The organism is Streptococcus sp. HMSC061D10, assembly GCF_001808865.1.
GTDB lineage: Bacteria > Bacillota > Bacilli > Lactobacillales > Streptococcaceae > Streptococcus.
Window position 1 is genome coordinate 1 of the sequence record NZ_KV794987.1, and the last position, 13,586, is coordinate 13,586.

A 13,586-nucleotide genomic window follows, 5' to 3' on the forward strand; every position below is an offset into this window, starting at 1 on the left:
CATTTCAATCAAGGATAGTAAAACTCTCGCTTTTTTCCATCTCATACATCCTCACAGAATGCAGGACTAGCTCACGGTACTTCCAAGAATTGACCAGGTATTCAATCACTTCAGCATCTTCAATTTCAAAGCCAAAGAGCAACAACAATCTGACCGTGTATTCGTTTTTCAAAATCGGTACACTATAAGTCACATCAACCCAATGCTCATACCCTAAATCTGTCTGCTCTACATTTGCTAGTTCAATATTTAAAATCTTCATTTTCATTCCTCCTACTTATCTATTCGTAGAAAAAATAAAAAAAGCAGTGAAAAAATCACTGTTTTTTCTACTTTCAGAGAAATAGCTTGGATTTTAAATCCAACCTTTTTGGGCCAAACAAAAAAACCGCAAGCGTGAGCCTGCGGTCTAGTGTACTATATTTTTGATTCTTTCTAGTAAATATAATTTATTCAACCGTACCCCATAGTGTGATACGGTTTCCTGCTTCGTCAGTTTGGCCGATCGCCATGTAGTTTCGGTTTCCAGATGCTCCGATAAAGCTGATCCAACGGTATCCATTAGCTGAACCTTTAGAGTCGTAATGGACGGTTTCGCCTGGATCATAAACTGCCACAATCTCACTTGTCAAATTCGGAGCACGTCGGACATTGATTTGAGCCTCACCGACTGTAAATGTTCCGTCTTCTTCCTCAAGGCTAATCTCGTCAGTTGTTGGCTCCGTTTCAACTTCTGAGACGTCATCCGTACCGTCCTCGTAAGGTGGCACGATATAACCCACGATTTCCCCAACCGTTCGCTCATGATAACGAGCAGGGCCACCCACGTCCAAAAAGTCCCAGTTTCCGTCAATGTTCTGCTCAATGGTCTTGACAGTCAATCCGTCACTATATTCAATAGTCAGACCAGTATGACCGTAGTTGACGCCACCAGAGATAAAACTCTTGACAAAGATCCAGCCAGCCTCAGGATAAGCAACATCATAGCGGACATCTACACCTTGACTTTCGGCCGAGGCAAGCAAGTCATAGGCATTGCCATAGAGGCGAATGTCGAAAAATTGACGCATGATATAACAAGGTAAGTCTGCGCACTGCGTACCATACGCACCGTCGTTATCCACACCCATTCCACTATTTGCTAAATTAAGAGCAAATTGTAATACTTCATTCTTACTTGACATACCTTACCCCTCCTTTGGTTTATCATAGTCTAGTGCTTGCTCACTGTCCGACAAGCCTGATGTTGTAGGATCAGAAACAACCCCAATCAATACAAGCAATGTAAGAGCTGTATTAGCTACATCATTGACGTTGTCAGGCAATTTAAAGCCTAGTTGTTGCGCTAGCAAGATTGCTGTAGCAACGATAGCGGCAAGAGTCGCCTTATTCTTAAAACGTAGTTTCCAGTTGATTTTCATGATTTCAGTTCCTCACTTCTAAAATATTGTATTTTTTATATAGGCTATCAATGTACCCATTGCCGCCTAATTCCTTATAGTTTTTGTGCATCTTGTGAATGATGTCAGACTCATGCACTGTTGTATAGCCACGCTGAATAGCAGAGGTCATATCACGCTCTAGTCTTAGATACATTGTGACTAAATGAGCCTCATCATGGACAATTAGCTTGTTGTTCACCTCGCTAATTTTCTTGTTGTTATCCTCTCCAACTTCTCTGATGTCATTGACAGATGTTTGAATGGCCCCTAACTCATCTTTCAGCTCATTAAATTGCTCCTTGTTTAAATTGGCTGATTTACTAGCTTTCATCCCAAACCATCCAGTAGCTACGACACCGAGTGTAGGAGCAAGATGTGCAATTAAATCCGATATAGTCAAGCGATCACCTCGCTTTTATTCTTTTGTAAGTTCTGCCAAGATTTCGTCGTCTTCAACCATGAGGGCGATTTGTTGCTTTACCTTAGCCTTTAGGACTTTAGGCACCTTAGAGAATGGGTAAGTCCCAGCTACTACGTTTACTGCGTATAATTTGATCATCATGTCTTTTCCTCTTTTCAATTCTTCTTTAAAATCACTGATTTTCAGTGGTATCAGTGATACTAGTTTCAGCAAGGTCTTCATCTGTCAACAACCCCTTTTCATTTAGTTTGAAAATCACGCTCATTAGAGTAACCTGAGCCATTTGTGACTGTGTTTTTTGGGTGGCCATTTGCGACTCCATTGCTGCGATAGTTTTGTTAGCTTTCTCAATCAAATTGTCATACTCGGCAATTTTCTCTCCAAGCGTGTTAAATTTTTCATTTTCAGCACGTTGTGGAAAATTCTCCTGATACAGAGCCTCCAGAGCCAACTCAAAGAGATCTGTGTTTGACAAGTTGATTTTATCAGCAGGTAAAAAAATAGGCACATTAGCACCGTCTGAATTTACTAATGTGATCTTGGTGGCGGACGCTGTTCCACTGGCGTCGTATTCCAGAGTTTTTGAGCCATATTCTAATTTCATGCTTTCTCCTTTATATTCTGAATGAAATGTTATCAAAGTTAAGCCACGTTGAGTCTACATTTGCTTTTACCACAACATTCCCATCTGGATGTATCCCTAAAATTGCTACTGTATAGCTGTTATTTAATGCCATCACATAGATTGATTGAGCAGGTCTGAACCCCTCAGGTAAAACGCCTATATTTGTATCAAGAGTAGTCCTACCTTGATGAGCAGTACCTTTGAGGAAGACCACGTTATCTGCTGATCTTGAATACTGAACGTTGTTGTACTCTTGGTGATGAGCCCATCCGTTTCGTAACGACAGTTCTTGCCACGGAGTCCCTTGAGGGATTTTAGGAATTTCAGGAATTTTAGGGATGTCGTCTTTGGTAGCGATCTCTTTCCATTGAGATGGAGCCCATCTACTGTTATTGTTGTAAGTCCTAAAGAAAAATCTATTAGTTGTTACCCCTGTAAAAAATTGCACGCCTTTCCAACTGTCAAGCCAATAGTTTTGAAATAGTCCCCAGTCATTACCAGTAGGGTTATCTGGGTACTTTCCACTCCTCCATCCAAACTCTGTCCCTTTCTTGTTCCAAACATCATCCCATTGAGCACTACCTCTACCTAGACCTCCATCATTATTAGTTAACCTATACTGCTGAATAGGCTGGTCATTAGCGTATATATCGCCCTTTACATCCAAAGCACCACGCTCTCTGATTTTGTTGACACCGACACCAGAGCGGTCATAAGAGAAAACCACGCTCTCTGTAGCTACGTTGACCATGAACTCAGTACGAGTGAATTTGTCCTCAAGAGTACCGATAACCACCCACGATTGATTAGCTAGATAGTTACCGGCTAGATTAGCCTGAGAATTGACTAGGTTTGAGATACTAGACCAGGTGCCAGTCGCTTGACCATTGTCAACTGCAAAGGCATTTGTGCCTAGCCTTGCAACTTTGAAAGTCAAGGTCATTGTGTTTTTTTTACGCCCTGCTACTGTCAAAGGTGCCACCTTAGCATTTCTTGTTACCGTAAGGGTGCTAGAGGTTGAGCCTGTTCTAGTAATATTGAAACTAAGAGCAGGAGCAAAATACTCAAGCACAGTCACAGAAACCTCTCTAGTATCAGACCAACGCCCTCGGCTATCCGAGACACTTGCTCTGATGGTGATAGGGCCGTTATAGTTCATGATGCCTAGACTTCCGCCATTGACATCTGTAGTCTGATTTTTGCCTACTATTTCTGCACGATAGCCAGTTATAGATGAACCGTAAGAACCAACTGCTCCATTAAATGCTACCTTGATGTTAGAAATGATTTGAATAAAGGTATTTGAGTTAGGGATAAGATTTTGAGCAGCGCCGTTTAAGTCAGACAAGGAAATTCCTGTAAATGTAGGCTTGACATTAGCTGGCACGCTGGCTGTAAATGTAATAGACTGTGTACCAGTCTTAGTATTACCTGAGTAAGTGTCTACATAAATAGTCCCTGTGCCACTTGCTGAGTCAGGAATATCATTAGCGAAATCAATAGGAATGCTCCACGTTATGGATGTGTCCACATTGCTTGCGATCGTCCCTGACTTGCCAGCCCATGAATAGCGAACAGTATGCTTATAGCTAGAACTTTGTCGTGAAATGTTGATAGTGATTGTGTTCCCAATAACTCCAGGACTAACGCTCACAGAGCTAGATCTTGGGATTGTTGTCAAAGTAAACGAGTTACCATCAATATTTAGAGCGCCAGGAGACCATCCACCACCCCCTGAAAAGCTGGCGGACAAATTAAATGTCTTAGTTCCGTCTGCATTATGGCCGACTGTTACAGTTCGGTCAATTAGCATAATTACCTGATTTTGGCTAAGCATAGACGGACGACCTGACCAGTTGATGGTCTGCCCATCAATAGTCACCGAAGCAGTACAGTTGTATTCTGCGAATGTATGAGCACCGTTTGTCAAAGCAAGCCTTACCCTTACTTGACTGCTATTGTCAGTGGTGTTTTGAGATACCTGGTCTACCCACAGTCTGAGATAATAGCTCCTATCATTATTTGACCAAAATTCAGCCATTACATACCTCCTACATATCTAATTACGTTCATATCTGGGTTAGTGTGATACTGTTCCTCCCTAAATCGTCCAATCTGGATTGTTTTAGAGAAAATACCATTCTCAATGTGGATGACACCTTGAGAAATGTACATAACCTCTACCCCTGCTGAATACATTGAAATCCGACCACTCGGGTTAAACATCAGACTAGAACTTCCATCATTCTTACCAATTACTAGGCCCTCATTTGATGAGCTCATGTAGGTATCAATGAAATTCCATCTATCAGATAATTCTCCGAGATTTTTAGCAATATTAGAGACACGCTGACTAGCTGAAATCAAATCTTTCTCAGCTTGTGCCCTCGCTGTCTCATTGGACTTGACAAAATCCTTATAGGCTTTCACCCAATTATCCAATGTGTCGGCACTAGCCTTAGCCTCAAGTTCGGCCTGAATAACTCCAGCTTTCTCATTTAGAGCGTTCAGTTGCTCTTGAGTCAATACTTGGTCAGCTTTTGAGTCAATATTTTTCTGGATATCTTCGGGTGCTTCAGAGAAATCTGTTGAAACCGTCCCTATTTCTATTTTAGGATAAGCGATCCAGACGGTTGCAGCGGTGAAAACGTGTATAATCAACTCGCTTGTAGCATTTGAGCTTTCTTTTCTTATCAATTCAATATCATAGAATTCCCAATCTGTGCTTATTGGAACTGATTGAAGACTTCCTCTATATCCAGGTCGAGCTTGAAAATTAGTATTATTGACAGTAGATTTTGCCCAAAAGCTAAAGCGAACAGACTTGTTGCGCATTTCGTCAATCGTTCCTGAGCGTGCATCTCCACCTATAGAAAATGTCGCCTTCTGGTTAGATTGTTTGCCGTTGAAGGTCGATACAATTTTAAGGGTGTTAGCTCCTTTAAATTTCTCATTTGTATCGATGCTCAAAGCAAGTTGTCCCTGTGTTTGATCTCGCCCGTCATATAAAAGGTAAGTTGAGTATCGTTCTCTTAGACTGCGTTTGAATAGTGAATTAAGAAATAGATTCCTACCCCCTACTTCAACATTATCAAATAGAGCCGTCCACTTGTACCTTGCAGGATCTTGACTATCTGCCTCTGTGAAATCAGTGTAAGTGCCTAAATAGCGCTTGTTAGTACTATCAGATGTACTAAACCCACTACGACCATCAGCAGAATTAGCCCATGCTCTGTGGAAATAAGGAGTACGACCATCAGCCCCTGGCTTACCAGGAATACCTTGAGGACCGTCTTTACCATTCAAGCCATCTGGTCCTCTCCATCTAGTCCAGCGATAGTCAGCAGGATTGACGCTGTCAGTTGAGTTGAAATCAACATAGACACCTATATAGGATTTATCTGCATTGGTTTGGCTAAAGCCACCACCTGAGATTGTGTCAGCATAGGCTATATGAGTGTACGAGGTTCTACCATCTGCCCCCTTAGTCCCAGGAATACCTTGGTCACCTTTTGGACCTTGTAAACCTTGGAGTCCTTGGAGCCCACGTTCCCCACGGTCGCCCTTTTCGCCTTTTTCTCCTCTGTCACCTTTGGGACCAGGCTCTCCTCTATTTCCTTTTTGTCCAGTTTCACCCATTTTTGCCACAGAAAAACCAGTCTCAGAGGTATTATCTGTGTAGCTCCATGTAGTTCTTGTCCAAAGGTATTGGCCAGCTGGTACGCTAGGGATTTGAGATGCCCATCCGCTAGATGGTGGAACAGTACCTGATGTGGAGCTAGCATAAACTACGGTTGTTGCACGGATGCCAACGCCATCCTTACCAGCGACACCATCCCTACCAGTATTTCCGTCCCTACCAATCCTAGCCACTGAGTAGCCAGTCTCAGAGGTATTATCTGTATAATCCCAGACTGTCTTAGTCCACAAATACTCCCCAGCTGGTACAACTGGGATAGAGGTTGTCCATCCAGCGTTTGGAGCATTAGCCCCTGAGGTAGATGATGCGTAAGTAATGACAGTAGAACGCAAGCCTACTCCGTTCTTACCAGCAACACCGTCCTTGCCTGGCTCTCCTCTATCTCCTTTGGTGCCGTCATAGGCATTTAAAAAAGTAACCTGTTCTGAGGCTACTTCTTTATTATCAACCCACGCAGAGACCGTCAATACCATTTTTTGATTGACATCAGCAGCTCTGACAATGTAACTAGAGCTTGTGGATTTAATTTCTCCATCAACAACCCAACGCCAGCCACTATTGATAACCTTGTTACCTTTCATCAAGACAGGAGTCACTACAGACTGCCCTTGCCCATTTTTAAATGCTGTGCCGTTGTCTGTGGATACCTTAACAATATAAGGCTTGGCATCTTCTATCATTCTATCCAACTGTTGCTGAATGCCTAGCGATAGACGATTTTCAAGAGCTTTGGCGTTCGAGAAGGTGGTCTTATTATTTTTAGGATTCGTAAAGCTGATAGACTGCTCTGAAACCCTCATTTCAAGTAAAAGAGTAGGGCTAAAACCGTCATCATAGATCTTAACTGTGTCTCCGATTTCAAGATCAGCAAATCCCTCGGCCTCATAAGTAACAGCTGGATAGCAATTCTTTTTAAGCTCTTTGTATGCTAGCTCTCTAAGTTTTTTGGGATCATCAGTCTCGTAACTAAAATCCTTTCTGGTATACTGGTCTAGTTCACCCGTTGCGTGGGTGAAAGTTGATGGATACAGCTGCATAGAAATAGGCGCAACAAGATAAGCTCCCATTTGGTAGAACTCACAAACGCCGTCCTTGTTGTACTTTTTCCAGTCATCTAGGCCGTTAATTGTAACTTCTTCCTCAACTTCTGCACCATCTCCATTTTTTACCTTTCTTTTACCACTAGGACGGATAGAGTTGAAAACACCTGTCTTATCAATCGTTCTAGTGATTGTTCTGAGGTTTTTACCGTATTTCAGGATAGTTGGGCTGATTTTCCCAACCCCTTGATGCGTATCATCATTTTCGTGATAAACATTGACTATAAATGACTTGATAGAGCTATCGTCATTTAGCCGTGTGTCAAATTCAATTTCGGCATCAAATTTTTTGGCAAGGCTAAGCAATCTATTTAACTTAGTATCTGTGCCCTCCCACTCAGCAGAAATTTTCTTATCTGATACCTCATTGATACCGATTTTTAGGAAAGTGTAGTTGAGCAAGTCCATAGCATCACAGAACTCCTTAAAACTCATGGCTTTAGGAGACTTGTAAGGATTTGAGTACTCATTGACGAGCTCAAGATTAAGGTTTATGCCATAACATTTAATAACCTGCTCATTCTCTTCTACTTTTCGTATAGTATGTAGATAGGTTTTGCCTTTGTATTGAAATGATACAAAGGCCTTTTCATTAAGAGTGTTGTAAGCTCTCTTTTGCCCTATGTCTGAGATGATAGCCTTTTTAAAGACAGTGAAATCAAAGGTACTGGATCCTGTCTCTAAGTACCTTGTCCAGGTATCGTTGAAATAGTTTAATGTCCCCTGCTTTTCATTGTCAATAAATGCCACTTTTTGCAAATTTGAGTCATGTATTGTCAGTAACATTGTTATAGATACCTCTCTTTAAATTCCACAGCAACTGTAGGCTTGGTCTTGATCCAGCTGGAGTAATATACCTCAAACTGACTTTTCCCTGGGGGAATACTCAAGAATTTTGAACCCTGAATAACATCTGTATTTTTCTCAATACCATCCACTGTAACTGTGTCATTCTCACTGTTTAGGACAACGTTTGAACCAACAGGATAGCGATTAGGGATATCTCCGAAGACTGGCACGAAATCCTTACGGTACATCAACTCATCAAGATATAAGTGAGGGACGATTGTTTTCCCGTGAAAAGCACCTATCGTCACATTGACTTTAGATGATCTTTTACCTTTAATTTCAGGAATTACAAAATTATGGTACGATCCATTATAGTAGACCTGTAATTTCTCATCATTCCGTTTAATTTCAAACTGTCCTCTTGTCAATGCAAAAGGATTTTTGTTTGTGTTCGAGGAGTCGAAATCCAAAGTCTTTAAAAAGTTGTATCCGTTGTTGTTATCCGTTGCAAAAATATTGAACCCACAATCTAGCCCGTTGTAACGTTTATAAGTTTCAACTCCATACAAAAATCGCCCTGCTGTGTCTGTTACAGTTACTTTAATAAATCCGCATTGATTAGCAGATTCTAATTGGTAGACCAATCTACCGAAAATGTAGTCATTGAGCGAGCCTCTTTCTCTAGCAGAGTCAGCAGGGATTTCCCATGACAGACCTGTTGAGTAGCTAGCGTTGTATGTACCGCTAGACTGTTCTCTTAGTTTGACATACTTTTTGCCATTTACTGTGACTAGCTCTGCTGTACCTATCAAATTCTCTGGACTGTTAGTCACCGAGCTATTTTTGATAGCTCTAGCAAAGCCATCAGCGACTTTGTCACCTCTGAAATCAAGCAAGACCTCAGAACGCTTGACTATCGCTGTATCAGCCTCCTTACGTTCTCCAATTTCAAGAGCTCCACTGGCGTTCACTAGTCCGATATAGCCATTTTCAGCATTATTCTTGATTTTAACCACAGGAAATGCTGGAACATTCCCATCATTGATCAAATTAAAAACAATCTTGTCAGATTGCTCTAGCCCATTATCAAACACCCTGTAGGTTGAGCTATGTGCAACTCCATCAGGGATAAGTAATTCAAAACTACCTTTTTGAAACCATCTAGTCACATTGTCCATATCAACTGAGCCAGATACTAGGCCCATGTAATACTTGTCAGGCTCATCAGAGATGATAATTTTAACAGGGTCAGGAGTGTTAAAGATTCCTGCTAATTTGTGTTTAGCCGCCTCTAAGGTCGTACCGTTGTCGTATTGCATAGCAAACTTGATCTTTATGACCTTTGGCCCTGTCCTTACCTCTTGTAGATTCACCCCTAAAAGAGGAGCGTCATTTGTAGTAATATGACGCTCGTTTCCTGCTGGTCTGATAATTTCAATGATTTTAATAACCTCAGAGAGGTCAAACCCATTGAAAGTAATAGTATTATTATTCATTTAGATAATTCCTCTCATCATGTTATCGATCAATAGTTTGTCATTTTGGTAGTTGGTCATAGGCCCTCCGATTTTTGCGACCAGAGTACCATCATCTAGCACCATATTCACAGGGCGCTTAACAGCATCCTCAGCAATCTCGAGAGCTCTAGCAAGTGTTTTATCAGCTTGGTCTCTTATAACTTCAATGTGGCTTGTCTCAGCTCTCTCTGTAAGTGATTTAAGCTTAAATTGACTAGACAGAGTGCTACTGCCTAAGCCTAGTAAGTCCTCAACGCCAAATTTGAACGCTGACATCTCTCTCTGTACATAGGCCAAGCTATCTGTTACATCCGAGGTATTTTTTTCAATACCTACAGCAATACCTTGAGCAATGTATCTACCTACATTGTCTCTGAATAGTCTTGACGGGCTGTGGATTTTAGCCTTAGCCTGTGCAGCTCTTTCAGCCTGAGCGACTAGCGCATTAGCTGCTGCTGTTACAGCCCCCAGAGCTGAATACATACCACTTGCTAAGCCTTGACCAATCATAGAGCCTACATAGCGCATAGTAGACACGCCTCTCATCCCTGTAGATTGGATAGAGTTCACCATTGCTGACATTGCAGCCGTTGCTGATCCAATTCCTGAACGGATACCATTAGTAATACCGTTAGAAACCCCACGCCCTGCCTGTTGCCCAGCTTGTGTCATTTGAGTAGCTGATTGCATGACCACAGAGACCATCTGTTGCATGCTTGAGCGCATTATTGCTACAGCTTGTGTCATTGCAGAACTAACAACAGAATTAAGTTGAGCCATTGCTGTTGTAGCAGCACTAGAAATATTAGTAAATCCTGATGCAACCATAGGTACTGATGTAGCTAGTTGCATAATAGCAGTGCCTGCCATTGTTGCTGAACTCGTAATACTTGCCAAAACTGCTGACATTGCAGAGGCTCCTGCTTGAGCCATCATCATTGCACTTGATAGAGCCGTCAACCCTGTCTGTAGAGCCATAACACTTGCTACTGAACCAGCAAGGCTAGCAAAAGAGGACATAGTAGATGATGCAAAGGCAGTCATAGCAGAGCCAGCGCTTGTCATTGCTGGCGCTAAACTAGTTATAGATTCCGATATGGTAGGTATAGAGCTAGCCATTGATGTTAATACAGCTACGGCCATTGTTCCACTAGACTGTATCATGCTCAGACCTGTTCCTAGCGCTTGCATCCCTGCACCAGCACTTGCCATACCAGCACTTGCTCCAGAAATTTTACCAACACCAATAGCAACGGCCGCTAAAGATGCTGCCATATCCCCAAGGTTGGTATTAGTGATCATTACCACCCCTTGAGCTAACTGCTTAAATCCATTTCCTGCTTTTTGAGCAGCAGTACCAATAGAGTTGAATACATTAGCAAGGCCGTCTAATATACCCTTGATAGCATTACCTACAGAGGTGATAACATTGGAAATGCCATTAAAGGCACTCTCAATACCTTTACCGATTCCTTGAGCAGCAGTAGATATTGCTTGCCCAACTGAGGTAAAGATATTAGCGATACCTTGCAAAGCGGCGCTAATAACTACTCCTACAGAGGTAATGATGGTGGCAATACCAGTCATTGCTGTGTTGATGCCCTCTGAAATAGCCTGGATAATTGTTACAATCTGTGGGGCATTTGCAGATATAGCGTTAATAATCTGAGTCATCCCATTCGAGATGGCTGTAACAAGTACAGAAATCCCAAGAGCAGCAACGGCAATACCAGCACCAATAAGAGCAACGGAAGCTCCAAAAGCTAGAATACCTACGGCTCCTGCTGTCAATGCTGGACCTATCGCAGCTGCTCCTGCTGCTAACAAGGCTATCCCTGCAACAATGCCAAGCATTGCAACTTGTGCCCCAGTTCCTGCTGAGGCAAGCTGTATTGCTGCTTGTACCAGAACGTAAACACCAGCCGCTGCCATTAACACCCCTGCGCCAATCATAAGGATCGCTGCGCCTAGTTTCATGACGGAGCCAGCACTTGCTGATGCAGTTGTCCCTACTGCGGTATTTCCTGCACTCATTGCGGCACTTGCCCCAGCATTAGCAAGTTGAGCTGTTGTCAGACCTAGAATGTTACTTACAAGGCTTACTAAATTCTTACCAAAATCAAAGGCCGTTTTGAGCGCCTGCGCAATCTTAACTCCCGTCTTGATGCCTAGTAATGCTGTACCAATGCTGACAATCGCTGTGGCTACACTTTGTATTGTTGCTGGATCTAAGCCTGAAACAAAGTCAGCTACTGCGGTTGCAGCCTGAGAAAGCCACTTGACAATATTCCCTAATACACTTCCTAGAGTCGTTAACACATCTGATGCTGTCAAACTCTCCCACACATGTCCAATCGCTCCTGAAATGCTCTTAATAGCCTCGACAAAAGCAGTAACTGCACCAGTGTTTGAGAACGCAGCCCAAAACGTTTTGATTTTGGAAACAACATTAGAGATTGATGAGCTGATTCTAGTGATAATTCCCTCAATGTCGATACCCTCTAAGAACGCACCTAGCTTTTCAGCCATGCTATCAAAATTGATTTTTTCAAGAGCGTCAGATATTGCATTGACTGCCTTAATTCCAAACTTGTTAAGTTTTTCAAAGGCTGGCATAAGCTTATTAGATAAGCTTTCTTTTGCTCCGTCGATAGCTTGGTCAACTGTTTTAAACTCTGTCGCCATCTTTTGAAAAGCTTCAGAGTTCCCTGCTCGGTTTAAAGCGTCGAAAAAGTCCTCAGTTTTGACCTTGCCATCTTGGACAGCTTTTACGAGGTCAGCCGTAGACATTCCCATCTCTTTTGCAACCGCAGCCATACCAGCTGGGGCCTGTTCCATCATAATTTTAAAATCCATCCAGGCAATTTTAGGCTTACTTGCCATCTGTGTTGCTTGAGTGGACAGTGATTTCATGGCTTGTGCTGGGTTTTCTGCTGATGCGGCTAGACCACCAAAAGCTTTAACTAGACTACCAACATTTTTAGTACCAACTGCGTCAAGTTGAGAGTAGGTACTAGCCATGTCAGAGGCTGAGTAGATGGTTTTAGTTGCAAAATCTTGCATCTCGGTCTTAGCAGCCTTGATTTCATCAGCTGAACGCCCAAAGGCTTGGAGGTTCCCCTCAAAAGTTTTCCATGCTTTCTGAGAACTATTAAGCTCCGAGGCCATTTCACGGACACCACTAGTAATAGTACCTATCCCTGTAGTGAGTGCTGATCCAATTAAATTAGCACCCAATACAGATTTAAAGACAGAGCCAACTTTGGTGCCTGCGCTCTCAAGGCCTCCAAATAAAGACTTGAGCTTACTTACTCCAGCCTGGGCATTGGAACCATCCATATCAACCTTGATAGTAACTGAACCATCTGCCATTTTGGACCTCCTTTCTAAAATTAGTAGTCAAATTCTTTAGGTAGAGCGTACTCTTTTTTGAGTTCTTTCATACTCTCCTTGTACTTCTTACTGTCTCCTTTTTGAGGTTTGTAAGAACGTATTTTGAGCACCTCGGCAAATTTAGTATCACTGGGGAGCCCATTAAGCAGAGCGTTGAACTTCTTCCAGTGTAGGCTGTTCTGAGCATCAATGAGATCAATGCCGTAGGCCTGCAAGAATGATGAGTAAATATATTCAGCATCATACTTCAAACTGAAAAGGCGCTCTCCATCCTCTGATTGGGATTTTGAGCGTATTTTACTCTTGATAGGATTGCCTGCTAGGTCTAGCACTGGTGCTGTATCTTTAGCTGGGATAATTCTGATATGTTCCTCAAATATCATCTTAAAGATTGCTGTAGCTTGTTTAGGAGTCAAAGCCTGAGTAAAATCTACACTAGTCAAAATCTGAATAGCCAGGTAAGGTTTGTAAAGTTCGTCAATGTCATCATCATTGATCATCTCCACCACTTTCAAGACCTTGTTAAAAGCTATATTCATAGGGTACACATCATCACCAAGGACTAACTCATCCGTCAATTTCCTTGATAAATCCAGCAT

At 42.3% G+C, this 13,586-nt stretch carries 11 protein-coding genes; all 11 read right to left on the reverse strand.

Annotation, left to right across the window (positions count from 1 at the left end):
• Positions 1-4: 4 nt before the first annotated feature.
• Positions 5-262 carry a DUF7720 family protein gene (locus tag HMPREF2728_RS00015; protein ID WP_075226686.1) on the reverse strand — a complete coding sequence of 86 codons (258 nt, stop codon included), beginning with the start codon at positions 260-262 and terminating at the stop codon, positions 5-7.
• 187 nt (positions 263-449) lie between these two features.
• Positions 450-1,184: a CHAP domain-containing protein gene (locus tag HMPREF2728_RS00020; RefSeq protein ID WP_075226687.1), complete on the reverse strand. Its 735-nt coding sequence runs from the start codon at positions 1,182-1,184 to the stop codon at positions 450-452.
• Positions 1,185-1,187: 3 nt separating this feature from the next.
• On the reverse strand, positions 1,188-1,421 hold the full coding sequence (locus tag HMPREF2728_RS00025) for a phage holin (protein WP_075226688.1): 234 nt from the start codon (positions 1,419-1,421) through the stop codon (positions 1,188-1,190).
• A gap of 4 nt (positions 1,422-1,425) precedes the next feature.
• Positions 1,426-1,842, reverse strand: a complete 417-nt coding sequence (locus tag HMPREF2728_RS00030) for a hypothetical protein (protein WP_075226689.1) — start codon at positions 1,840-1,842, stop codon at positions 1,426-1,428.
• 15 nt (positions 1,843-1,857) lie between these two features.
• The gene (locus HMPREF2728_RS10760; protein WP_186822176.1) at positions 1,858-2,004 is read right to left on the reverse strand and encodes a CD1375 family protein; all 147 of its coding nucleotides are present in this window, start codon (positions 2,002-2,004) and stop codon (positions 1,858-1,860) included.
• Positions 2,005-2,035: 31 nt separating this feature from the next.
• Positions 2,036-2,467, reverse strand: coding sequence for a DUF1366 domain-containing protein (locus tag HMPREF2728_RS00035; RefSeq protein ID WP_075226690.1), 432 nt, complete (start codon positions 2,465-2,467; stop codon positions 2,036-2,038).
• Between the two features lie 10 nt (positions 2,468-2,477).
• Positions 2,478-4,529, reverse strand: a complete 2,052-nt coding sequence (locus HMPREF2728_RS00040; RefSeq protein ID WP_075226691.1) for a DUF859 domain-containing protein — start codon at positions 4,527-4,529, stop codon at positions 2,478-2,480.
• Positions 4,529-8,074, reverse strand: coding sequence for a phage tail protein (locus HMPREF2728_RS00045; RefSeq protein ID WP_075226692.1), 3,546 nt, complete (start codon positions 8,072-8,074; stop codon positions 4,529-4,531). The genes HMPREF2728_RS00040 and HMPREF2728_RS00045 overlap by 1 nt, the downstream gene beginning before the upstream one ends.
• Positions 8,075-8,076: 2 nt before the next feature.
• Positions 8,077-9,573 (reverse strand): distal tail protein Dit, encoded by a 1,497-nt coding sequence (locus HMPREF2728_RS00050; RefSeq protein WP_075226693.1) that lies wholly within the window; start codon positions 9,571-9,573, stop codon positions 8,077-8,079.
• A complete protein-coding gene (locus HMPREF2728_RS00055) occupies positions 9,574-12,966 on the reverse strand; it encodes a tape measure protein (protein WP_075226694.1) in 3,393 nt (1,130 codons plus the stop codon).
• A gap of 20 nt (positions 12,967-12,986) precedes the next feature.
• Positions 12,987-13,586, reverse strand: coding sequence for a Gp15 family bacteriophage protein (locus HMPREF2728_RS00060; RefSeq protein WP_075226695.1), 600 nt, complete (start codon positions 13,584-13,586; stop codon positions 12,987-12,989).